We start from the raw sequence: 21,374 nt of genomic DNA on the forward strand, positions 1-21,374 counted from the left end.
GCCCCCTTCCCGCTCCGCGACTAGGCAGCGGCTTCGATGAACCAGTCGGACCACCGCCCCGCCACGCTGATCCCCGGAGGCGCGGTGTTTCCGCACCGCCACCTGACCGGGATCGAGGGCCTAGAGCCCCATGAGATCACCTTCCTGCTCGACGAGGCGGAAACGTGGGTGGAGGCGAACCGCACCCATGCGATCGCCGACAAGCGGCTGGCGGGCTTCACGCAGATCAACGCCTTTTTCGAGAACAGCACGCGCACGCTGCTGAGCTTCGAGATCGCGGGCAAGCGTCTCGGCGCGGATGTCGTCAACATGCACGCCGCGCAGTCGAGCGTGAAGAAGGGCGAGACGCTGATCGACACCGCGATGACGCTCAACGCGATGCGCGCCGATGTGATCGTGATCCGGCACATGTCGTCGGGCGCGGTGCGGCTGATCGCGGACAAGGTCGATTGCCCGGTGCTCAACGCCGGTGACGGGCGGCACGAACATCCGACGCAGGCCTTGCTTGACGCGCTGACGATCCGGCGGCGGCTGGGCGGCGTCGCCAACAAGCGCGTCGTGATCTGCGGCGATTTGCTCCACAGTCGCGTCGCGCGGTCGAACATCCTTGCGCTGACCGCGCTCGCGGCCGAGGTGCGCGTCTGCGCGCCCTCGACGTTGATGCCGCCCGCGATCGAGCGGTTCGGGGTGACCGCCTTCACCGATTTCGACAAGGCGATCGAGGGGGCGGACGTGGTGATGATGCTGCGGCTCCAGACCGAGCGGATGAGTGGTGGCTACGTCCCGTCGTCGCGCGAATATCATCTGCGCTACGGGTTGACGCTGGAGCGGCTGAACGCGCGTGCGCCGGGCGCGCTGGTGATGCATCCCGGGCCGATGAACCGCGGGGTGGAGATCGATTCGGCGGTGGCCGACCATGTCGAGCAATCGGCGATCACGGAGCAGGTGCAGATGGGCGTGGCGGTGCGGATGGCCTGCCTGGACGTGCTGACCCGGCGCGCGCGCAAGGTGGAGGGCTGGGCATGACGCAGGCGCTGCACCTGACCAATGCGCGGCTGGTCTGCCCGGCGGGCGGCGAGCGCGACGGCGAGCTGCTGATCGTCGACGGCACGATCGTCGCGGGCGAGGCGCCGAGCCATGCCGAGCGCGTCGATTGCCGCGGCAAGTTGCTGACGCCCGGCATCATCGACGTCGGCGTCGCGCGGATCGACCGCGCAGCGGCGCGCGCCGGCGGCGTGGTGCGGGTCGCGCCGATGCCCGATCAGGTGCCGGTGCTCGACGAGCCGGGCGCGGTGCAGCGCCTCGCGCTGATCGGGCGGCCCGATTTGTGGATTCATCCGATCGCCGCGGCGACGCGCGGGCTGGCGGGCACGGACCTCGCCGAAATGGCGATCTGCCTGTCGGCGGGGGCGCGGGCGGTCGGGACCGGGCGCGGCTGGATCGCCGATTCGGGGGTGATGCACCGCGTGCTGATGTATGCGCGCGACCTCGACGTGGTGGTCGTCACGCATGCCGAGGACGGCGGGCTGGCGGCGGGCGCGGTGGCGACCGAGGGCGAGACCGCGACGCGGCTCGGGCTGCCGTCCGCGCCGGCGCTTGCCGAGCCGCTGGCGATCGCGCGCGACCTGATGCTGGCGGAGGAAACCGGCGCGCGGCTGCACCTGCGCTGCATCACGACCGCGGCGGGGTTCGCGCTGGTGCGCGCGGCCAAGGCGCGCGGGGTACGGGTGACGTGCGGGATCACCCCGGCGTATCTGCTGCTCAGCGACAATGCGATGAGCGATTTCCGCACCTTCGCGCATCTCTCGCCGCCGCTGCGCAGCGAGGACGATCGCAAGGCGGCGCTGGCCGCGCTGGCGGACGGGACGATCGACCTGCTGTGTTCGGGGCACGATCCGCGCGGGCCGGAGGAAAAGCGGCTGCCGTTCGCGGACGCCAGCGCGGGCGCGGCGGATGCGGCGACGCTGCTGCCGCTCGCGCTGGGGCTGGCGCGCGACGGGCGCGTGACGCTGCCGCGGCTGTTCGCGCTGCTGGCGACCGGGCCGGCGGCGCTGCTGGGGTTGGAGACGGGAACGCTGGCGGCGGGGATGCCGGGCGACGTGATCCTGATCGACGAAAGCGCGCCGTGGCAGATCGACGCCGACCGGCTGCCGGGCAAGGCGGGCAACACGCCGTTCGACGGGCTGCCGGTGCAGGGACGCGTCAACGCGATGTGGAAAGGTGGCCGCGCGATCGCGGCTTAGCGCGCGGCGACCTCGACAGCGGTGGGCGCGCCGCGTTGGAGCGCCAGGTCCTGAGGCTGGCCCGGATCGATGGCAGGGGTGATCTTCATCAGGGTCGCGACCTGCTCAGCGGGGCCGCTCGGGCGGGCGAAGCGCATCCAGTCGAGGATCCGTCGACGCGCCTGCGCCGGCGGCAGGTCGAGCCCGACGATGAAGAAGGCGTCGGGCCATTCGCCGGCCAGCGCGAGCGCCAGCGCGAGATTCTGGCGGGTGCGCGCATCCGCACCGGGAACGCGCATCGCCGCCATCAACACCTCGACGCCCTGCCCCGGCTCTCCGGCGAGTGCCAGCGCCAGCCCGCGATCGGCGACCGGGACCAATGCGGCGTAGCGCGACAGCGTCGCCAGAGCGGCATCATGCTGCCCGCTGGCAATCTGCGCGAGCGTCAGATGGAGGGCGGTCGCGCCATCGGCCTGACGCAGCGCCAGCGCATCGTCGAACGCCTGCGCCGCCGAACGAAACCGTCCGGCGCGCATATACGCCGTGCCGAGCAGCGCGCGCCGCGATCCGTCGGTAGCGTCGCGCGCGACCGCCTGCTCCGCATACGTGACCGCGACCGGCCAGCGACGATGCCGGAGCGCGCGTTCGGCGGCGGCGACGTCCGTCGCGCCGGCGTCCGCGCGGACACCGGCGCGACCGAAATCAAAATGCCACAGGCTGCACCCGGTCAGCGTCAGCGCGGCGAGCGCGACCGTGGCGCTCCGCAACAGCGCGCGCGGCATCAACCGAGCACCCGTCGGCCGAAACTGTTCGCGGTCGCCCGCACCGCACCATAGCCGCCGCCAAGCGGGCTGGAGGTGAACACGGTGCGGCGGAAGTTCTTTTCAAGGCGATCGGAGACGTGGCTCCACAGCGCCGCAATTTCCTCGGCGGCGCTGCCGTGCGGATCGGTTTCCATCACCGTGCGCCCGTCCGCCATCGATGAGGCATATTCGGTGCGCTGGTGGACGGTCACGGCGGCGACGGTGCCGTGTTGCGACAGCGCGACCGTGGTGTCGGCGGTGATCGGGGCATTGGGGGTTGCGGCGTTCACCACGAACAGCAGCGGCTTTCCCGAGCGTTCGCATAACTCGACGGTTCCGCCGACCGCGTGAAGATCGTGAGGGCTCGGCCGCGTCGGCACGACGATCAGCTCGGCGAGGTGGATTGCCGCCTGAATCGCGACAGTCAGCGCCGGCGGCGTATCAATCACCACCAGTTGCACGCCCTTGTCGCGCAGCGCGTCGAGGTCGGGCGCGAGCCGCGTCACATTGCTCGCCGCGAACGACGGCGAACGCACGGTGCGCGCGCCCGCCCATGGCGCGAGCGTCCCCTGCGGGTCGAGATCGAGCAAGGCGACCGGCCCGATGCCGGCGCGCTGCGCCTGCACCGCGAGATGCCCGGCAAGCGTCGTCTTGCCCGACCCACCCTTTTGCGATGCCACCGCGAGTACGCGCATGTTGGCTGTCGATGCCCCCGTTGATCCGAATGGCTGCTTGCCACACGGTTGGTGGAGGAAGCGTTAAAGACGTTCGATCAGACGCTTGCCCATTCGGCGCGCGGCACGCCCTGCGCCCAGAGCAGCGCGGTCAGATCACCGTGCTCGATGCGCGCCGCCGCCGCCGCCGCGACGATCGGCTTGGCCCGATAGGCGACGCCCAGCCCGGCGATCTCGATCATCGCCAGATCGTTGGCCCCGTCGCCGACCGCCAGCGTCGCAGCGTCGGCAAGCCCGAGCGCGGCGCGCGTCTCGAGCAGCGTCTCGCGCTTGGTCGCGGCGCCGACGATCGGGCGCGCGACGGTGCCCGACAGCATCGCACCGTCAATCTCCAGCACGTTGGCGATCGCGCGATCGAAGCCGATCTCGGCGGCAACCGGCTCGGCAAAGCGCGTGAAGCCCCCCGACACCAGCACCGCGCTCGCCCCCCAGCCGCGCATCGTGCGGACCAGTTCGCGCGCACCGGGCATCAGTTGCACGCGCTCGGCGCGACAGGTGTCGATAACCGCGGCATCGAGCCCTTTGAGCAACGCGACGCGCGCGTCGAGCGCGGCCTCGAAATCGAGTTCGCCGCGCATCGCGGCCTCGGTGATCGCGGCGATCTTCGGCTTCAGCCCGGCATAATCGGCGAGTTCGTCGATGCACTCGACGGTGATCATCGTCGAATCCATGTCGGCGACGAGCAGCAACTTGCGGCGACCGTCGCGCGGCTGGACGACCACATCGACCCGCTCGAACGCGCCCTCCAGCGCCGAGCGCGCGTCGGCGGGAGCCAGCTCGAACTGCCAGTCAGCGGCGTCGCCCTCGTCGATCCACGCCAGCGTCGTCGGCGCGCAGCCCGCCGCGGCAAGGCGATCGTGCGCCTCGGCCATGATATTGGGCGTCAGCCGCCCTGCTGCTATCAGCGTCGCCGTGAACATGCCTAACCCCGCAAAGCCAAGGCTGGCGCTCATCGCAGGGCCGACCGCCAGCGGCAAGAGCGCGCTCGCGATCGAACTGGCCGAAGAAATCGGCGGGACCGTCATCAACGCCGACGCCAGCCAGGTGTATCGCGACCTGCGCGTGCTGTCGGCGCGCCCCTCCCCCGCCGACGAGGCGCGCGTGCCGCACCGGCTGTTCGGCTATGTCGACGGCGCGGAGACGTGTTCGGCGGCGCGCTGGGCGGCGGATGCGGCGGCGGAGGTGCGGCGCGTCCATGCCGCAGGCGGGGTGCCGGTGCTGGTCGGTGGGACCGGGCTGTATCTGCGCACCTTGCTCGACGGGATCGCGCCGGTGCCGGAGATCGATGCCGATGTGCGGGCCGCGGTCCGCGCGCTCGCGGTCGCGGACGCTTATGCCGCATTGTCGCGCGAGGACCCGGCGGCCGCGGCGCGGCTCAACGCGCGTGACACGACGCGCGTGGCGCGCGCGCTGGAGGTGGTGCGATCGACCGGGCGGCCGCTTGCGGCGTGGCAAGCGGCGCGGGCTGGCGGAATTGGCGATACGCTCGACGTCCACGGACTGGTGCTGCTGCCGGACCGGGACATGTTGACGGCGCGCTGCGACGCGCGGCTGGCGCGGATGTTCGACGAGGGCGGCGTGGAAGAGGTCGCGACGCTGCTGGCCCGTGCCGACGTGCCCGGCGACGCCCCGGTGCGCCGGGCGATCGGGGTCCCTGAAATCGCTGCAATGCTGTCCGGCATGCTGTCACGCGATGACGCGCTGGCATCGGCGCAAAGCGCCACACGGCGGTATGCCAAACGACAGTATACGTGGTTTCGCAATCAGTTACCCGAAGAATGGCAATGCTGCACCGCGCCAAATTTGCAACTTTATTTCCAAAAGGTCGGTTGACGTGTAACTTTCTATGCCGTAGCGCCCCCGGACCGGTCAGGCTAAGGTGCTTGACCCTTCCCCTATGAGGAGACGTGACGTGACCGAGAAGAGCGGAGCAGACATCCTGGTCGAGGCGCTGTGCGATCTCGGCGTGGAGGTCGTGTTCGGCTATCCGGGCGGAGCCGTCCTGCCGATCTACGATGCCCTGTTTCGGTCGAAACGAATTCGTCACATTCTCGTGCGCCACGAACAGGCCGCCACTCATGCTGCGGAAGGCTATGCGCGCTCGACGGGCAAGCCCGGCGTGGTGCTGGTCACTTCCGGCCCTGGCGCAACCAATGCGGTCACCGGGATCACCGACGCACTGCTCGATTCGATCCCGATGGTCGTCATCACCGGGCAGGTTCCGACCGCATTGATCGGCTCGGACGCCTTCCAGGAGGCCGACACCGTCGGCATCACGCGGCACTGCTCCAAGCACAATTATCTTGTGAAGGATCCGGCGCGGCTCGGCGCGGTGATTCATGAGGCGTTCCATATCGCGACCTCGGGCCGCCCCGGTCCGGTCGTGGTCGATATTCCCAAGGACGTGCAGGTCGCGACCGCTGGCTACAAGAAGCCCGGCCCGATCCAGCACAAGACCTATCGCCCGCAGATCAAGGCCGATCGTGCCGCGATCGAGCAGGTCGTCGACATGCTCGCCGCCGCCGAACGTCCGGTGCTCTATACCGGCGGCGGGGTCATCAACTCCGGCCCGGCGGCGTCGCTGCTGTTGCAGGAGCTGGCGAAGATCACCGGTGCGCCGGTCACCTCCACGCTGATGGGGCTGGGCGCCTATCCCGCCAGCGGGCCGCAATGGCTCGGGATGCTGGGGATGCACGGCACCTATGAAGCCAATATGGCGATGAACCAGGCCGATCTGGTCGTCGCGATCGGTTCTCGCTTCGACGACCGGGTTACCGGACGGCTCGATGCCTTCTCGCCCAACAGCCGCAAGGTGCATATCGACATCGACCGGTCGAGCATCAACAAGACGGTGCGGATCGACCTCCCGATCGTCGCCGATGCCGGCCATGCGATGCAGGACATGATCCACGTCTGGAAGGCGCGGCAGCATCCCAAGCCCGACATCGCCGAGTGGATGCGGCGGATCGAGGGGTGGCGGGCGCGCAAGTGCCTCGACTTCCCCGAGACCGGGCCGAACGAGAACAATGGCGAGATCATGCCGCAGCGCGCCGTCCGTGCGCTGTACGACGCCACGCATCATCGCCAGCCGATCATCACCACAGAGGTCGGCCAGCACCAGATGTGGGCCGCGCAGCATTTCGGGTTCGATCTGCCGAACAAGTGGCTGACGAGCGGTGGGCTCGGCACCATGGGCTATGGCCTGCCCGCCGCGATCGGCGCGCAGCTCGGCAACCCGGACGCTTTGGTCATCGACATCGCGGGCGAGGCGTCGATCCAGATGAACATCCAGGAGCTGGCGACGGCGACGCAATATCGCCTGCCGGTCAAGGTGTTCATCCTCAACAACCAATATATGGGGATGGTCCGCCAGTGGCAGGAGCTGACCTATGAGAGCCGCTATGCGGAAAGCTATTCGGACTCGCTGCCCGATTTCGTGAAGCTGGCCGAGGCTTATGGCTGGAAGGGCATCCGTATCGAGCGGCCCGACCAGCTTGAGGCCGGGATCGCGGCGATGCTCGCGCATGACGGCCCGGTAATGGTGGATTGCATGGTGGCGAAGCTCGCCAACTGCTTCCCGATGATCCCGAGCGGCGCGGCGCACACCGACATGATCCTGCAGGCCAACGAGGTCAGCGGGACCATGGACGACGAGGCCAAGGCGCTGGTTTGAGGCACCCTCCCCCTCCCTTTCAAGGGAGGGGGTCGGGGGGTGGGTGGCGTCCGGGCGAGGTACGGCCGACGCGCGCGTCGGTACGCCGTATCACGAGCACGCCACCCACCCCCAGCCCCTCCCTTGAAAGGGAGGGGAGTGAGAAACCCCCGACCCCTCCCTTGGGAGGGGAGTGAGAACGACAATGCACATCCGTGAAGAGAAAGCCGAACGCCATACGCTGGCGGTGATCGTCGACAACGAACCGGGTATCCTGGCCCGCATCGCCGGGCTGTTCACCGCGCGCGGCTATAATATCGAGAGCCTGACGGTCAGCGAGATCACCGCCGACAAGGCGGTGAGCCGGATCACGATCGTCACCAGCGCCAGCCCGGCGACGCTGGAGCAGATCGTCGCACAGCTCGACCGGCTGGTGCCCGTTCACCGCGTCCACGACCTGACCGCAGAGGGCGATCACGTCGAACGCGAGCTGGCGCTGGTCAAGGTGCGCGGCACCGGCGACCAGCGGATCGAGGCGCTGCGGCTCGCCGAAGTTTATCGCGCGCGTGTGGTCGATGCGACGATCAGCAGCTTCATCTTCGAGGTGACGGGCGGGACGAGCAAGATCGACAAGTTTCTGGAGTTGATGGCGGAGGTCGGCCTGATCGAGGTCGCGCGTACCGGCATCGTCGCCATCGCCCGCGGCAAGGACGCGGCCTGAGTTTTCGCTTTTACATCAACACCACGTCACCCCGGACTTGATCCGGGGTCCCGCTTCTCCGCCCCGGTGGAAAGGAAGCGGACCCCCGGCGCACGGCCGGGGTGACGAAGAAGGGAGTAGAATATCATGAAGGTCTATTACGATCGCGACGCCGATCTCAATCTGATCACCGGCAAGAAGATCGCCATCGTCGGCTATGGCTCGCAGGGGCACGCCCATGCGCAGAACCTGCGCGATTCGGGGATCGCCGACGTCGCGATCGCGCTGCGCGAGGGCTCGGCGACCGCGAAGAAGGCGGAGGGTGCCGGCTTCAAGGTGATGAGCACCAAGGATGCGGCGGCCTGGGCCGACATCCTGATGATCCTCGCCCCCGACGAGCATCAGGCCGCGATCTACGAGGACGACATCAAGGGCCGGATGAAGCCGGGCAGCGCGCTGGCGTTCGCGCACGGGCTCAACGTCCACTTTGGGCTGATCGAGCCGCCGGCGGACATCGACGTCATCATGATCGCGCCGAAGGGCCCGGGTCACACCGTGCGCAGCGAATATGTGCGCGGCGGCGGCGTGCCGTGCCTGATCGCGATCCACCAGGACGCGAGCGGCAACGCACATGACGTCGCGCTGGCCTATGCGAGCGGCGTCGGCGGCGGACGCTCGGGGATCATCGAGACCAACTTCAAGGAAGAGTGCGAGACCGACCTGTTCGGCGAGCAGGCGGTGCTGTGCGGCGGCGTGACCCACCTGATCCAGGCCGGGTTCGAGACGCTGGTCGAGGCCGGCTATGCGCCGGAAATGGCGTATTTCGAGTGCCTGCACGAAACGAAGCTGATCGTCGATCTGCTGTACGAGGGCGGCATCGCGAACATGCGCTACTCGATCTCGAACACCGCCGAATATGGCGACATCGTCACCGGCCCGCGGATCATCACCGACGAGACGAAGAAGGAAATGAAGCGCGTGCTGGCCGACATCCAGTCGGGCCGGTTCGTGAAGAACTTCGTGCTCGACAACCGCGCGGGGCAGCCGGAGCTGAAGGCGGCGCGCAAGGCCGCAGCAGCGCACCAGATCGAGAAGACCGGCGCGGAGCTGCGCGCGATGATGCCGTGGATCGGTGCGAACAAGCTGGTGGACAAGGACAAGAACTGATCGCAGCGCAACGTGCGGCAGCCATGCTGCCGCTCGACTGCGCCAGATCGGCCGGCGCGGCAGAGCCAGCCCATCGGGCACGGCTTTGCCGGGTCCGACGGGGCGGCGGGTGAGAAGCGCTGCTCCCCTCCGTTGAAAGGGAGGGGCTTTTCCAGAACCAACACCTAACCGCTTTGTAACCCCGAACACGATTGCCGGCTGCGGCTGCCTCCTGTACTCGCGCGCAGATGCGGACGGCGACGTACCGAGCTTCGTCGTACCGGACCCGTCAGGACACGGGCAGCCGCGTCGTGTCGGTGCTGCTGGCGATCGGCATCGCGATCGCGATCATCCTCGCGCTGCTCACCATGGGCGGCGTGGTGCACGGCGACTTTGGCGACGGGCGGCGGCTGGTCAGCTTCGACGTGCGCGACGAGGGCGCGAAGCAACAGAAATCGGACACGCAAAAGGCGCAGCGCCAGCAGCCCGCGCCGACCCGCAGCGAGATCACGCCGCCGCGCGTCGTCGCCCCGCGGCCGGTGCCGGCGCCGCCGCTCCCCGAACAGCCGCTGCACCTGCCCGGCGTCATGATCCTCAATCATGTCGACTATGCCGCCTCGGACATCGGCACGATCAAGGGCACCGCCGGCCCATCGGCGGGCGGCAAGGGCGACAGCGGGCGTGGTGACGACACGCAGACCGTTGGGCTCGGGCCGGGCGGCGAGCCGCTCTACGCCGCCGAATGGTATCGCCGTCCCCGCCCCGCCGAGACGCAGCCGTATATGCCGCGTGGCAAGACCGGCTGGGGGATGGTCGCGTGCCGCACCGCGCCGCGCTTCCATGTCGAGGATTGCCGCGAACTGGGCGAGACGCCGGGCTCGGGGATCGGGCGCGCGCTGCGGCAGGCGGCGTGGCAGTTCCTGGTGCGACCGCCGCGCAAGGGCGGGACCGAGCTGATCGGCGCATGGGTGCGGATCCGTTTTGACATCATACCGACCGGCGGCGGCGAGCCTGATCAGGAGCCTGTGGGCGAATAGCGGCCTCCCCGCGAAATGATCCGTTTCGTGCGCGGCGTCTTCGCAACGACGCGAAACTGTGGTGCAACCGCCCCCACAACAGGAGGATCAATAACATGCGTCCGATCATCGCCGCCGTTCTCGCCACGACGCTCGCGGTTCCCGCCGTCGCCCAGCTCGCGACCACCCCGCAGCAGCCCGGCCAGCCGCAGGCGGCGCGCGTCACCGCGGGCACTTATCAGGTCGATCCCGCGCACACGCAGGTCACGTGGGAGGTCAACCACATGGGCTTCTCGATGCTGCAGGGCCAGTTCGGCGCGCAGGGCGGCTCGATCACGATCGACCCGAAGAAGCCCACCGCGACCAAGGTCGACGTGACCTTCGCGATCGACGAGCTGTCGACCACCTCGGCGCAATTTGCCAAGCACCTGAAGTCCGGCGACTTCTTTGACGCCGCGGCGAATCCGACCGCGCGCTTCGTCTCGACCTCGGTGACGCCGCGCGGGCCGAACCGGGCGACGCTGAACGGCAACCTGACCATCAAGGGCGTCACCAAGCCGGTCGCGCTGGACGTCACGTTCGTCGGTGCGGGCACCAACCCGATGAGCAAGAAAGTCAATTTCGGCTTCACCGGCACCGGCACGATCAAGCGCAGCGACTTCGGGCTCGGCTATGCCGCGCCGGTGGTTTCCGACAACGTCAAGCTGACGGTGCAGGCGGCGTTCACCGCCTGACCAATTTTCCGGCCCCGCCGCGCGCGGGGCCGGATGTTACTGCCCGAGCGAGTAGGCCGCGCCGAACTTCCCGTCCTTGCGGTGACCGATGCTCCAGATCGCGGTCGTCCCGCCCGCGAATTTGACCGCGTAGGTTTCGATGCGCGTGTCGCCGTCGCCCTCGGCCTTGATGAATGACAGATCGCCAACCGCGCCAAGCGCCGTCAGGCCGGGCTGCATCTGCGGCAATTGCGCGCGGCACGCGGACAGCAGCGGCTCGGCCATCAGATCGTCGGGACAATGCCCGCCCGCCGCATCGGTCAGCATCTTGCGCAGCGCGGGACCATAGCCCCCCGTCTCGGCCGCCGACACGACACTTGACGCCGTCATCGCGATCGCCGCTGCCATGATGATCGTGCGCATCGTCATCCCCCCTTTTGTTGTTCGGGGAGCGTTATTGCGCCGGCACGACGGCCGGGCAAGCGATGATCTCAGGCGGCGCGGTGGAGCTGGACGAAGCCGTCGAAGGTCGCCTGCACCGAGGGTGCCGCCCGCGCGACCAGCGCGCGGACGCGTGCCACAAAGGCATCGGCATCGTCGCCCGCGACACGTTCGGCCATGGCCCAGGCGCCGAACTCACGTGTGCCCACATCGCGCGATGAGAGCACCACCATAGCGCGATGGCGCGGATCCGCGTCGATCCGCGCCATCGTCCGCTCGACATGGGCGGGCTCGCCTTCGATCACCTGCAGGAACCGCTTGCCGTTGGTGTAGAGAAGGCCGGTCAGACCATCGCGAGCGTTGTTACGGCGCGAGGTGGCGAGAATCGTGGCGGTGTCGACCGCGCCCGTTGCCGTGCTGATGTAGACGATCTGTAACATGCAAACTCCCGTGCGACTCAGTAAATGGCCGAGAAGTATTGCTTTTTCCTCAATCACCTTGCCGCACTGGACAGCAGGCCGGTGTGCACGCTAGGCACAGCCCTCATGACGCGCCACCCGGCCCTTCTCCTGCGACTTACGCGCCCTTAGGCGCGGACCCTCCGACGCGTGCATCGCACGCGCGACGCGCCTAAGGGCTGATCCAACCTTTCCCCGACGCTCCTGCATAAGAGAGCCCCGTGATGTTGCGCGATCCGAGCCAGAAATACCGCCCCTTCCCGACCGTCGACCTGCCCGACAGGCGCTGGCCGTCAAACACGATCACCCGCGCGCCGCGCTGGCTGTCGACCGATCTGCGCGACGGCAATCAGGCGCTGATCGACCCGATGGACGCCGAGAAGAAGACGCGCTTTTTCGACCTGCTGGTGAAGGTGGGATTGAAGGAGATCGAGGTCGGCTTCCCGAGCGCCGGGGCGACCGAATTCGACTTTATCAGCGGGCTGGTGCGTGAGGGCCGCGTCCCCGACGATGTGTCGATCCAGGTGCTGACGCAATCGCGCCGCGACCTGATCGAACGCAGCTTCGAGAGCCTCGAGGGCGCGAAGACCGCGATCGTCCATGTCTACAACGCGGTCAGCCCGGCATGGCGCAAGATCGTGTTCGGAATGACGCGCGACGAGGTGAGGAACATCGCGGTCGAGGGCGCGAAAGTGCTGCGCGACGAGGCCGCCAAGCGCCCGAACACGCGCTGGCAATTCGAATATTCGCCGGAGACCTTCTCGACCGCAGAGCTGGATTTCTCGGTCGAGGTTTGCGCGGCGGTGATGGAGGTGCTGCGCCCGACCGCCGACGCGCCGATCATCCTCAACCTGCCCGCGACGGTCGAGTGCGCGACGCCGAACGTCTATGCCGACCAGATCGAATGGTTCGGGCGCAACATCCCGAACCGCGAGGCGGTGGTGATCTCGCTCCACACGCATAACGATCGCGGCACGGGCGTCGCGGCCGCCGAACTTGGATTGATGGCGGGGGCGGACCGCGTCGAGGGCTGCCTGCTCGGCAATGGCGAGCGGACCGGCAATTGCGATCTCGTGACCGTCGCGCTCAACATGTACACGCAGGGTACCGACCCGCAGCTCGACCTGTCGAACATCGACGAGATCGTGAAGACGGTCGAATATGCGACGAACATTCCGGTACATCCGCGCACACCTTATGCCGGTGATCTGGTGTTCACCGCCTTTTCGGGCAGTCATCAAGACGCGATCAAGAAGGGCTTCGCCGCACAGGCGGCGCGCAACGATACCTTGTGGGAAGTGCCGTATCTGCCGATCGACCCGGCCGATCTCGGACGCAGCTACGAAGCCGTCATCCGCGTCAACTCGCAGAGCGGCAAGGGCGGGGTCGCGTGGGTGCTGGAGCAGGACAAGGGGCTGAAGCTGCCTAAAAGGATGCAGGCCGACTTCAGCCGTCATGTCCAGGCGCTCGCCGACGAAAGCAGCCGCGAGTTGAACGCCGCCGATATCTGGGGTGCGTTCGAGCGCGCCTATCTGCCCGGCGACGCCGACCGCTTCGTGCTGCGCGACTATGAGGAAACCGGCGCGACCGGCGAGCGCGTGTTCGTCGGGCGGGTGGCGATCAATGGCGAGGAACGCTCGCTGTCGGGGCGCGGCAACGGCCTGATCTCGGGCGTGATCGCGGCGCTGGCCGACAGCACCGGGCCGGATCTGGACGTCGTCGACTATAGCGAGCATGCGATCGGGCATGGCGCGGGCGCGCAGGCGGTCGCCTATCTCGAATGCCGCACCGGCGATGGCCGGACGGCGTGGGGGGTCGGGATCGACAGCGATATCGCCACCGCCAGCGTCCGCGCGGTGCTCTCCGCGGCGAACCGCGCATGAAGCGCCGCTACGCCGCCTTTCTGTTCGACATGGACGGAACGCTGATCAACAGCATCCCGTCGGCGGTTCGTGCGTGGACCGCATGGGCCGAACGCCACGCGATCGACGTCGACGCGTTGATGGCGGTGATGCACGGCGTTCGCGCGATCGAGACGATCCGTCGCTTCGCCCCGCCGGGCGTCGATCCGCAGGCGGAGTTCGAGGCATTGTTGCAGGCCGAGATCGATGATGTCGCCGACGTGGTCGCGATCGCGGGAGCGGCAGCGTTCACCCGCGCGCTGCCGGCGGACCGCTGGGCGATCGTGACCTCCGCGCCACGCTCGCTTGCGGAGGTGCGATTGCGCGCAGCGGGGCTGGCGATGCCGAAGGTGATGGTGACCGCCGACGATGTCGAGCGTGGCAAGCCTGCGCCCGACTGCTTCCTGCTCGCTGCGGAGCGATTGGGTGTGGCGGCAAACGAGTGTCTGGTGTGGGAAGATGCCCCCGCTGGGATTGCAGCGGGCGAGGCCGCCGGGGCGGACGTTATGGTGATCACCGCGACTCATCATGTGCGTCTGGAGACGGCGCATGGCAGCGTGGTGGATTATGGCGCGCTATCGGTCGATCTGGCGGAGGACGGCGCGCTGTTGCTGCACGAGCGGGTGGCGGCGGGGGATTGACGCTGCACCTCTTTCGTCAGTCCCGCGAAAGCGGGAAGGACCGGTTGGAAGATCCGCGCTGAAATTGACGGCCAGCGATGGCAGCCGTCAGTTCACCGTCTCGGGCGGGGTGACTGGCAGCGGCAGCGGCGCGATCGGGACGCCTTCCTCCGCGAGTTGCTTTGCCTCCGCGAGGCTGGCCTGACCGTGGATCGGCGCATCCGGCTTGTCGCCCACGTGCATCGCGCGCGCCTCGGCGGCGAAATCGCGACCGACCCAGCGCGAGCCGGCCAGCGCGCGGCGCTGCGCCTCGGCGACCTTGGCGAGCAAGGCCTTGACCTCGGCGGGTGCGACGCCGCGATTGCCCTTGGGCGCGACGTTCGGCGCCATCACCGCCTTGTCGATCTCGCCCGCGCCGCATGACGGGCAAGCCAGCAAGCCGCGCGCGCGCTGGTCGTCGTAAGCGGCCGAAGACGCAAACCATGCCTCGAACACATGACCGTCGCGCGCGCAGCGCAGATCGAACACAATCATCGCATTGTCAGCAGCCGAGCAGCGCGTCGAGCTTGCCCGCACGCTCCAGCGCGGCGAGATCATCGGAACCGCCGACATGCGTGCCGTCGATGAAGATCTGCGGCACCGTGGTGCGTCCTCCGGCGCGTTCGATCATTTCGCCGCGCTTGGCGGTGTTCATGCCGATGTCTGTCTCCTCGACCGCGACATCCTTCGATGCCAGCAGGTTCATCGCGCGCGCGCAATAGGGACAGAACGCCTTGGTGTAGATCTCGACCTTTGCCATATCGCCTAGGTGTGAGCGACGGCCCGCGCTGTCAATCGCTTGCGCCGTCGATCACGCGCGCCCAGGCGAGGATCGTCACCGCAGCCGCCCCGGCGCCGCGCAGCGCCTTCACGCACGCCTGGGCGGTCGCGCCGCTGGTGTAGACGTCGTCGACGAGCACCAGCGACGCCCCGCGCACCGTCTCGCGACCGTGCGGGGTGACGCGAAAGGCGCCCTTTACGACCGCGCGGCGCGCGCTGGCGGAGTGATCACGCAGCGGCGGGGTCGCACGGTGACGCTCCAGTGCATGAACATCGACCGGCACGTGCGCGCTTTTGCCCAATGCGGTAGCGATCAGCGCCGCCTGATTGTAGCCGCGGGACCACAGGCGCCGGCGATGGAGCGGCACCGGGATCAACAATGTCGCCGCCGGGGGCATATGGCGCAGCATCAGCGCCGCCATCGTCGCGGCGTAGAAAGGACGACCGCCATATTTGAGCCGCAGCGCGACGGAGCGTGCGACGTCTCCATACGCGACCGCTGCACGGACGCCGCCATGATCGGGTGGGTTGGCGAGGCAGGTGGCGCACAACGCACCTTCACCGCGATCGAACGCAAAGGGCAGGTTGCAGCTCGCGCACCACGGCGGCGTGAGCAGCCGCAGGCTCGACCAGCAGGGCGCGCAGAACCGCCCCTGCCCGGCAACGGTCGCGCCGCAGCCGGGACAACGCGGTGGAAGGACGAGATCGAGCAGTCGACCGAACACACCCGGCCTTGTGGCGCGGGCCGCGAACAGGCACAAGCCACGCGCATCATGGCCTCTCCCGACATCTTCGACCGCGCCGCACGCCGCCTTCGTCGCGACCGGGTCGCCGCCGGCTATGCCGAGCACGACTTTCTGCGCGCGGCGATGATCGAGGGGATCGTCGACCGGCTGGGCGCGGTGAAGCGCGACTTCAGCGACGTGCTGGATCTCGGCTGTTTCGATGCGTCGTTCGTGCCCCCGGCGGGCGCGCGGGTGGCGCGGTTCGATCCGGGCTTTGCCTTCGCGCGCGCGGCGGGCGGTGTGCAGGGCGACGAGGATCGCCTGCCGTTCGCGGACGCCGCGTTTGACCTGGTGGTGGCGGCCGGGACGCTCGACGGCGTCGGCGACTTGCCCGGCGCGCTGACGCTGATCCGGCGGACGCTGCGCCCGGACGGGCTGTTTCTGGGCGCGTTTGTCGGCGGGAACAGCCTGTCGACGCTGCGCGCGGTGCTGCGCGAGGCGGAGGGCGAGCGGCCGGTGGCGCGGCTGCATCCGCAGGTCGACCTGCGCTCGGCGGGCGATCTGCTGGTGCGCGCGGGAATGACCTTGCCGGTCGCCGACAGCGAGACGCTGACGGTGCGATATGGCGCGTTCGGGCGGCTGCTCGACGATCTTCGCGGTATGGCGGGGAGCAACGTGCTCGCCACACGTCACCCGCTACGCCGCGACGTGCTGGCGCGGGCCGCCGCCGACTTCGCCGCGCGAGCGGACCCGGACGGGCGGACGGCGGAGCGCTTCGACCTGATCTTCCTGACCGGCTGGTCGCCCTCGCCCGACCAGCCCCAGCCGGCGCGGCGCGGCAGCGCGGGGGCGTCGCTGGCGGCGGCGTTGCGGCCCCGCGCGGAGTAGCGAAGAAAGCGGTTTACCGGATCACGTCCGGGCGATGGCGCCGCGTTCAGATCAGCGCGGCGTCGCCATCCTCGGCGAGCAGCCGGCCCATCGCATCGAACAATTCGTCCATGGCGACCGGCTTGAAGATCACGTCGTTCGCCCCCGCCGCAACGCAACGCTGCCGCAGATCGACCGCTGTATCGGCAGTGACGACGATGATCGGCAGCCGTGCCTTCGCATCGGTGCGCGCGCGGATGTGACCGATCGCGGTGAGGCCGTCCATGCCGGGCATCCGAAGATCGATCAAGGCGATGGCGAAATCGTGCGTGTCGATCAGCTCAAGACCGATCTCGGCGCTCTCCGCCTCGACCATCTCGACCTCGGCGACGTCCAGCATGTCGCGGACAACCCGACGGTTCATTCTGTCATCCTCGATGAACAGCACCGTCATCGCCGCCATATCTCGCCTTTCCAGATAACGCTCCGCCGGCAGATCTGCCTGCCGGTTGGTTCCGCCCGTTACGCGGCACTCCTGACCGGGTGCCTGAGCATCGCACCTATTGCGTCCACCAGACCCTGTTTGGAAACAGGCTTCTCGATAACATTTGTGATACCCGCACCATACAACGCATGGCGTTCCTCCTCCGGGAGTGTCGGCGTGAGCAAGGCGACCGGCGCATCCTGCGCCACCGCGACCAATGCGGCAAGATCGGCGGGTCGCCGGCCGTAGGTGCCGGCGTCGACCAGTACGCCGCGCGGCCGCAATGCCGCGACCTGCGCCACGGCATCATCGGCGTCGCAGAATGTCACCAGCGGCTGGGCTGCGAACAGGGTGCGGAGCGTTGCGCGGGTGATCGGCTGCCGCTCGACGATCAGCAACCCGCCCGTCATGTCGATCGCAGCGGGAGCATCGGCGACGATCACCGGCACGTCGACGACAAAGCAAGATCCCGCGCCCAGCCGGCTCTCGACGGTCACGTCACCGCCCATCGCGCGGGCAAGATTGCGACAGATCGCCAGCCCCAGCCCGGTTCCGCCGAAACGGCGCGTGGTGCTGGCGTCGGCCTGGCGGAACGATTCGAAGATGATCCGCTGCGTCGCGCCGTCCATGCCGATGCCATGGTCGGTGACCGCGATCCGCAATCGCCCTCCGGCGCTGGTCGTTCGCAACGAGACGAGCCCGGTTTCGGTGAACTTCACCGCGTTCGACAGCAGATTGAAGACGATCTGCCGCAGCCGCGCCGCGTCGCCGACGATCCACTGCGGCGCATCCGCCACGTCGACCTCGAAGCGCAACCCCTTTGCCACCGCCGGATCACGCCACAGCTGCGCCGCGGCGTTGAGAGTCGCGTGCAGGTCGAACGGGGCGGCCTCCAGCGTCAGCCGACCCGTTTCGATCTTCGCCATGTCGAGGATGTCATCGACCAGTGCGCGCATCGTCTGCCCCGCACCATGCACGACGTTAAGCCGCTCACGCACCAGCGGGTCGAGCGTCCGGTCGGCGATCATCACCTGCGTCATGCCGAGGATGCCGTTCAAGGGCGTGCGGATTTCATGGCTGGTGGTGGCGAGGAATTCGGTCTTCGCCCGCGACAGCTTTTCGAGCTGCGCATTGCTGGCGGCCAGATCGCGGTTGGCGGCGCGCTCACGATTGCGGCTCCGCCCGATCAGCGCCAGTCCGGCGACGAGCAAGCCGATCACCAGCAGGGTCGCACCGACGACACCGTACAGGATCAGCCGCTGTGATCGGCCGGTCGCGCGTTGATAGGCGATCGTGCGCGCAAGTCCGGCGGCTTTCAGACGCGCAATCCGCAGCTCCTGATTGGCGTAATCGAAGCGGGCGGCGGCAAGCGAGGCACTGGTCGAGCGGGCGATCTCGGTCGCCTGGGCGTCGAGCCGCTGGACCGCGACGAGGTGCGGCAGCGCGGCGGCGGTATCGCCCGAGGCCAGAAAGGTCCGGTAGGCAACGTCGTGCGCGTGTCGGTCGGCGAGGATCGTTCCGGTCAGGTCGACACCGGCGAAGCGCTCCTCGACGAGCCGGCGCGCCCGAAGCGGGTCGCCGGCGTGAAGCGCAACGTCCGCCGCCGCGGCGAGCAATTGAGGGCGGATCGCTGCTGCGTCAGGGCGTCGCGAGGCGGCCAGCGCGGCGTTGACGCTGCGCGCTGCGCCGGCCACGTCGCCGCCGCGCAATTGCGCCAGGGACAGGTCGCCAAGCGATTGCGCGATCACGGGCACACTCCGCACCTGGCGCGCCGCCGCCAGCGCCTCGCGGAAATCCTGCTCCGCCTCCGCAAAACGCCCGAGCGCGACCAGCGCGTTACCGCGACCGTTTTCCACTGCCATCGCCAACCCGGGATCGCCGGGGTAATTGGCCTCGACCTGATCGAAATAGCGCAGCGCCGTCGCATGGTCCTGCGCGCTCGCATAAAGCAGGGCGATCAGGATCAGCGAGCGTGCCTGGCTGCGATGATCGCGCAGCGCCACGAACATGCGATGCGCGCGCTGCAACGTCGACAAGGCGTCGGCGATCTGCCCGGCATCGGTCAGCGCCCCGCCCTGCGACAGCGTGATATCGGCGAGCAGCTGCGCCGGCGCGGACGCCGCGCGCGCCGCTACACGCGCCTCGGCAAGCGTGTGCAGGCCGCCGCGTGGATCGCCGATGCGTACCTGCGCCTCGCCCGCCAGCCACAGCAACGTCGCCGCCTCGGCAGAGCGCTGCGCCGCGGCGGGCAGCCGCGCGCGCGCCGATGTCGCCAGCGCCAGCGCCGCCTCGGGATCGCTCGCCATTCGCCGCTCGATCGTCGCGATATCGACCGGTGCTGCCTCCACGGGCAGGGCGCTGAGCGCCGAGGCGGCGAGGACGGCGCCGAGCGCGAGCCGCGCCGCTGCGGTCATCCCCGCTTCCAGCCGGCAGCACGGCGCGTGAACGAGCCGCGCACATCCTGGGTCGCCTGCCGATGCTGCTCGGCGGCGAGGAACGCGGCAAGCGGCGCGGGAGCAAGCGGCGGGCTAATGAAATAGCCCTGCGCCATGTCGCAGCCCATGACCGACAGCAACGCCAGCGCCGCCTGCGTCTCGACACCTTCCGCGACCACTTCCATGTCGAGCGCATGCGCCAGGTCGATCGTCGAGCGAACGATCAGCGGATCGCGGTTCGAGCTGGTGAGTTGCGTGACGAACAGCTTGTCGATCTTCAGCTCACAGGCCGGCAATTGCTTCAGATAGGCAAGGCTCGACAGGCCGGCGCCATAATCGTCGATTGAGATGCGCACGCCGATTCGGTCGAAATCGCGCAGGTGCGCGATCGCGGCGTCGGGATCGCGGATCACCGAGGTCTCGGTCACCTCGAAACCGAGGCGCGCGTCGGGGGCGGCGACGATCGCGGCGCAGGCGAGCCGCACGAAGTCGGCATCGGCGAGCAAATGTCCGGACATGTTGATGAAGATGCGCAGGTCATGCCCCTGCGCGCGCAAGGCACGCTGGTCGACGATCGCCTGCGCGATGGTCCAGAGCGTCAACCGCTCCATGCGCATCGCGCGCTCGGTAGCTGGGATGAAGTCACCGGGAGGCACCAGCCCCCGCTCGGGATGTTCCCAGCGAACCAGCGCCTCGATGCAATCGATCGCCTGACGGCGGATGTGCACCTTCGGCTGATAGTGCAGCACCATCTCGCCACGATCGAGCGCGCCGTCGAGCTCGGCGACGACGCTATCGGCGGTTTCGCCCGTCCCCACCACATCGGGGATAGCGGCGGCGAGCTCCGCCTCGGCCAACGCCGCCTCGGCCCGCTCGATCAGCCCGGTCGCGTCGTCCTCGGGCCGCCCGATCACTCCAGAGATCACCAATTTGGGTAAGCAGGAAATTTTTTCGATGTGCACCGCGTTGGCACATGCGGCCCGACATTCGGCCACCACCTGCGCCAACGCGTCGGGCCGGGCGGTGAGAAAATCGACCTCGAACACGTCGCGACCGGCGAGGACGACGGTTGCGTCGGGCACCGAAGCGGCAAGCCTCTCCAGCAGCACCCCCATCAGGCGCCGCATCCCCGCAACCCCGACCCGGCGGCGCAAGTCGTTGAAATTACATATTTTTAGCAGCGCGCAACCCTGCTGCCACGCCGGAGGCGCGGGGTCGTGATCGCACGAAGTCAGCGGAGCAAGGTGGTACAGACTGGCCATGTCCTTCCGCGTCGTAGAACTCACTCTTGAAGAATGACTTAAGTGGTCATGGCGGATGGTGAATAAAGGGTTAACGCCATTGAGCCATGCCTAACGATCCCTTAAGTAGAAGTCACCCTTCGGGGGGGACACATAAGGGAGAGAGACCCATGATCGCATTCATCGTCGCGCTTGCCGTCGGTATCGTCGTCAAGCCCTGGTAATTACAGGGGCGGTCCGGCCAATGGCCGGACCGCCGCACCAGCAGTGACGGGTGGCATGCCGCCGCCCATGCGAACATGAGTGATCCGGCCAGCGATCCGCGGCCGTCGTGATCCTCCCACGCGATCTCATTCATTTCGAATCGGCTGTCTGTTGCCGGCGATCAAGCCGTGAG

At 68.4% G+C, this 21,374-nt stretch carries 22 protein-coding genes; 11 read left to right on the top strand and 11 right to left on the bottom strand.

Annotated features, from left to right (window positions below):
• Positions 1-36 precede the first annotated feature (36 nt).
• Positions 37-1,026 carry an aspartate carbamoyltransferase catalytic subunit gene (locus tag ACI2JO_RS02925; RefSeq protein WP_404719247.1) on the top strand — a complete coding sequence of 330 codons (990 nt, stop codon included), beginning with the start codon at positions 37-39 and terminating at the stop codon, positions 1,024-1,026.
• Positions 1,023-2,243 carry a dihydroorotase family protein gene (locus ACI2JO_RS02930; RefSeq protein ID WP_404719248.1) on the top strand — a complete coding sequence of 407 codons (1,221 nt, stop codon included), beginning with the start codon at positions 1,023-1,025 and terminating at the stop codon, positions 2,241-2,243. Before ACI2JO_RS02925 ends, ACI2JO_RS02930 begins: the two co-directional genes overlap by 4 nt.
• On the opposite strand, the gene ACI2JO_RS02935 is transcribed toward ACI2JO_RS02930, so the two are convergent.
• The 3 genes from ACI2JO_RS02935 to serB form a co-directional block, all read right to left on the bottom strand.
• Positions 2,240-3,004: a hypothetical protein gene (locus ACI2JO_RS02935; RefSeq protein WP_404719249.1), complete on the bottom strand. Its 765-nt coding sequence runs from the start codon at positions 3,002-3,004 to the stop codon at positions 2,240-2,242. The genes ACI2JO_RS02930 and ACI2JO_RS02935 overlap by 4 nt on opposite strands.
• Positions 3,004-3,720, bottom strand: a complete 717-nt coding sequence (locus tag ACI2JO_RS02940) for an AAA family ATPase (protein WP_404719250.1) — start codon at positions 3,718-3,720, stop codon at positions 3,004-3,006. Before ACI2JO_RS02940 ends, ACI2JO_RS02935 begins: the two co-directional genes overlap by 1 nt.
• Before the next feature lie 77 nt (positions 3,721-3,797).
• The gene (gene serB, locus ACI2JO_RS02945; RefSeq protein WP_404719251.1) at positions 3,798-4,679 is read right to left on the bottom strand and encodes a phosphoserine phosphatase SerB; all 882 of its coding nucleotides are present in this window, start codon (positions 4,677-4,679) and stop codon (positions 3,798-3,800) included.
• Between serB and miaA the strand changes: the two genes are divergently transcribed.
• From miaA to ACI2JO_RS02975, 6 genes are all read left to right on the top strand, one after another.
• Positions 4,678-5,592, top strand: a complete 915-nt coding sequence (gene miaA, locus ACI2JO_RS02950) for a tRNA (adenosine(37)-N6)-dimethylallyltransferase MiaA (RefSeq protein WP_404719252.1) — start codon at positions 4,678-4,680, stop codon at positions 5,590-5,592. The genes serB and miaA overlap by 2 nt on opposite strands.
• A 64-nt stretch (positions 5,593-5,656) precedes the next feature.
• Positions 5,657-7,432: an acetolactate synthase 3 large subunit gene (locus ACI2JO_RS02955; RefSeq protein WP_404719253.1), complete on the top strand. Its 1,776-nt coding sequence runs from the start codon at positions 5,657-5,659 to the stop codon at positions 7,430-7,432.
• Between the two features lie 184 nt (positions 7,433-7,616).
• A complete protein-coding gene (gene ilvN / locus ACI2JO_RS02960) occupies positions 7,617-8,132 on the top strand; it encodes an acetolactate synthase small subunit (RefSeq protein WP_404719254.1) in 516 nt (171 codons plus the stop codon).
• 126 nt (positions 8,133-8,258) lie between these two features.
• On the top strand, positions 8,259-9,278 hold the full coding sequence (gene ilvC, locus ACI2JO_RS02965; RefSeq protein ID WP_404719255.1) for a ketol-acid reductoisomerase: 1,020 nt from the start codon (positions 8,259-8,261) through the stop codon (positions 9,276-9,278).
• 227 nt (positions 9,279-9,505) lie between these two features.
• Positions 9,506-10,294 carry a hypothetical protein gene (locus ACI2JO_RS02970; RefSeq protein ID WP_404719256.1) on the top strand — a complete coding sequence of 263 codons (789 nt, stop codon included), beginning with the start codon at positions 9,506-9,508 and terminating at the stop codon, positions 10,292-10,294.
• Positions 10,295-10,389: 95 nt separating this feature from the next.
• Positions 10,390-11,007 carry a YceI family protein gene (locus ACI2JO_RS02975; protein ID WP_404719257.1) on the top strand — a complete coding sequence of 206 codons (618 nt, stop codon included), beginning with the start codon at positions 10,390-10,392 and terminating at the stop codon, positions 11,005-11,007.
• A gap of 36 nt (positions 11,008-11,043) precedes the next feature.
• On the opposite strand, the gene ACI2JO_RS02980 is transcribed toward ACI2JO_RS02975, so the two are convergent.
• On the bottom strand, positions 11,044-11,409 hold the full coding sequence (locus ACI2JO_RS02980) for a hypothetical protein (RefSeq protein ID WP_404719258.1): 366 nt from the start codon (positions 11,407-11,409) through the stop codon (positions 11,044-11,046).
• A 68-nt stretch (positions 11,410-11,477) separates the two neighbouring features.
• Positions 11,478-11,867 carry a BLUF domain-containing protein gene (locus ACI2JO_RS02985; protein ID WP_404719259.1) on the bottom strand — a complete coding sequence of 130 codons (390 nt, stop codon included), beginning with the start codon at positions 11,865-11,867 and terminating at the stop codon, positions 11,478-11,480.
• A 242-nt stretch (positions 11,868-12,109) separates the two neighbouring features.
• Between ACI2JO_RS02985 and leuA the strand changes: the two genes are divergently transcribed.
• Both leuA and ACI2JO_RS02995 read left to right on the top strand, forming a co-directional pair.
• Positions 12,110-13,768, top strand: coding sequence for a 2-isopropylmalate synthase (gene leuA, locus ACI2JO_RS02990; protein ID WP_404719260.1), 1,659 nt, complete (start codon positions 12,110-12,112; stop codon positions 13,766-13,768).
• Positions 13,765-14,427: an HAD-IA family hydrolase gene (locus ACI2JO_RS02995; protein ID WP_404719261.1), complete on the top strand. Its 663-nt coding sequence runs from the start codon at positions 13,765-13,767 to the stop codon at positions 14,425-14,427. Before leuA ends, ACI2JO_RS02995 begins: the two co-directional genes overlap by 4 nt.
• Before the next feature lie 87 nt (positions 14,428-14,514).
• Here the strand turns inward: ACI2JO_RS02995 and ACI2JO_RS03000 are convergent, their stop codons facing one another.
• The 3 genes from ACI2JO_RS03000 to ACI2JO_RS03010 are packed head-to-tail and all read right to left on the bottom strand — an operon-like array spanning position 14,515 to position 15,986.
• On the bottom strand, positions 14,515-14,940 hold the full coding sequence (locus tag ACI2JO_RS03000; RefSeq protein WP_404719262.1) for a DUF1178 family protein: 426 nt from the start codon (positions 14,938-14,940) through the stop codon (positions 14,515-14,517).
• 7 nt (positions 14,941-14,947) lie between these two features.
• On the bottom strand, positions 14,948-15,205 hold the full coding sequence (grxC, locus tag ACI2JO_RS03005; protein ID WP_404719263.1) for a glutaredoxin 3: 258 nt from the start codon (positions 15,203-15,205) through the stop codon (positions 14,948-14,950).
• Between the two features lie 31 nt (positions 15,206-15,236).
• Positions 15,237-15,986 carry a ComF family protein gene (locus tag ACI2JO_RS03010; RefSeq protein ID WP_404719264.1) on the bottom strand — a complete coding sequence of 250 codons (750 nt, stop codon included), beginning with the start codon at positions 15,984-15,986 and terminating at the stop codon, positions 15,237-15,239.
• 12 nt (positions 15,987-15,998) lie between these two features.
• Between ACI2JO_RS03010 and ACI2JO_RS03015 the strand changes: the two genes are divergently transcribed.
• Positions 15,999-16,838: a class I SAM-dependent methyltransferase gene (locus ACI2JO_RS03015; protein WP_404719265.1), complete on the top strand. Its 840-nt coding sequence runs from the start codon at positions 15,999-16,001 to the stop codon at positions 16,836-16,838.
• A gap of 46 nt (positions 16,839-16,884) precedes the next feature.
• On the opposite strand, the gene ACI2JO_RS03020 is transcribed toward ACI2JO_RS03015, so the two are convergent.
• The 3 genes from ACI2JO_RS03020 to ACI2JO_RS03030 form a co-directional block, all read right to left on the bottom strand.
• A complete protein-coding gene (locus ACI2JO_RS03020; RefSeq protein ID WP_404720311.1) occupies positions 16,885-17,271 on the bottom strand; it encodes a response regulator in 387 nt (128 codons plus the stop codon).
• Positions 17,272-17,339: 68 nt separating this feature from the next.
• Positions 17,340-19,715: an ATP-binding protein gene (locus ACI2JO_RS03025; protein WP_404719266.1), complete on the bottom strand. Its 2,376-nt coding sequence runs from the start codon at positions 19,713-19,715 to the stop codon at positions 17,340-17,342.
• A complete protein-coding gene (locus ACI2JO_RS03030) occupies positions 19,712-20,863 on the bottom strand; it encodes an EAL domain-containing protein (protein ID WP_404719267.1) in 1,152 nt (383 codons plus the stop codon). Before ACI2JO_RS03030 ends, ACI2JO_RS03025 begins: the two co-directional genes overlap by 4 nt.
• Positions 20,864-21,374 lie beyond the last annotated feature (511 nt).

This window comes from Sphingomonas sp. NPDC079357 (genome assembly GCF_044901155.1).
Taxonomy (GTDB): domain Bacteria; phylum Pseudomonadota; class Alphaproteobacteria; order Sphingomonadales; family Sphingomonadaceae; genus Sphingomonas.

Coding starts and splice junctions, on each gene's coding strand:
- ACI2JO_RS02985 (WP_404719259.1), bottom strand. CDS start 11,867: ATGTTACAGATCGTCTACATCAGCACGGCAACGGGCGCGGTCGACACC.
- ACI2JO_RS03020 (WP_404720311.1), bottom strand. CDS start 17,271: ATGACGGTGCTGTTCATCGAGGATGACAGAATGAACCGTCGGGTTGTC.
- miaA (WP_404719252.1), top strand. CDS start 4,678: ATGCCTAACCCCGCAAAGCCAAGGCTGGCGCTCATCGCAGGGCCGACC.
- ACI2JO_RS03015 (WP_404719265.1), top strand. CDS start 15,999: ATGGCCTCTCCCGACATCTTCGACCGCGCCGCACGCCGCCTTCGTCGC.
- serB (WP_404719251.1), bottom strand. CDS start 4,679: ATGTTCACGGCGACGCTGATAGCAGCAGGGCGGCTGACGCCCAATATC.
- grxC (WP_404719263.1), bottom strand. CDS start 15,205: ATGGCAAAGGTCGAGATCTACACCAAGGCGTTCTGTCCCTATTGCGCG.
- ACI2JO_RS02930 (WP_404719248.1), top strand. CDS start 1,023: ATGACGCAGGCGCTGCACCTGACCAATGCGCGGCTGGTCTGCCCGGCG.
- ilvN (WP_404719254.1), top strand. CDS start 7,617: ATGCACATCCGTGAAGAGAAAGCCGAACGCCATACGCTGGCGGTGATC.
- ACI2JO_RS02955 (WP_404719253.1), top strand. CDS start 5,657: ATGAGGAGACGTGACGTGACCGAGAAGAGCGGAGCAGACATCCTGGTC.
- ACI2JO_RS02925 (WP_404719247.1), top strand. CDS start 37: ATGAACCAGTCGGACCACCGCCCCGCCACGCTGATCCCCGGAGGCGCG.
- ACI2JO_RS02980 (WP_404719258.1), bottom strand. CDS start 11,409: ATGCGCACGATCATCATGGCAGCGGCGATCGCGATGACGGCGTCAAGT.
- ACI2JO_RS02995 (WP_404719261.1), top strand. CDS start 13,765: ATGAAGCGCCGCTACGCCGCCTTTCTGTTCGACATGGACGGAACGCTG.
- ACI2JO_RS02935 (WP_404719249.1), bottom strand. CDS start 3,004: ATGCCGCGCGCGCTGTTGCGGAGCGCCACGGTCGCGCTCGCCGCGCTG.
- ACI2JO_RS03025 (WP_404719266.1), bottom strand. CDS start 19,715: ATGACCGCAGCGGCGCGGCTCGCGCTCGGCGCCGTCCTCGCCGCCTCG.
- ACI2JO_RS03000 (WP_404719262.1), bottom strand. CDS start 14,940: ATGATTGTGTTCGATCTGCGCTGCGCGCGCGACGGTCATGTGTTCGAG.
- ACI2JO_RS03030 (WP_404719267.1), bottom strand. CDS start 20,863: ATGCGGCGCCTGATGGGGGTGCTGCTGGAGAGGCTTGCCGCTTCGGTG.
- ilvC (WP_404719255.1), top strand. CDS start 8,259: ATGAAGGTCTATTACGATCGCGACGCCGATCTCAATCTGATCACCGGC.
- ACI2JO_RS02940 (WP_404719250.1), bottom strand. CDS start 3,720: ATGCGCGTACTCGCGGTGGCATCGCAAAAGGGTGGGTCGGGCAAGACG.
- leuA (WP_404719260.1), top strand. CDS start 12,110: ATGTTGCGCGATCCGAGCCAGAAATACCGCCCCTTCCCGACCGTCGAC.
- ACI2JO_RS02970 (WP_404719256.1), top strand. CDS start 9,506: ATGCGGACGGCGACGTACCGAGCTTCGTCGTACCGGACCCGTCAGGAC.
- ACI2JO_RS02975 (WP_404719257.1), top strand. CDS start 10,390: ATGCGTCCGATCATCGCCGCCGTTCTCGCCACGACGCTCGCGGTTCCC.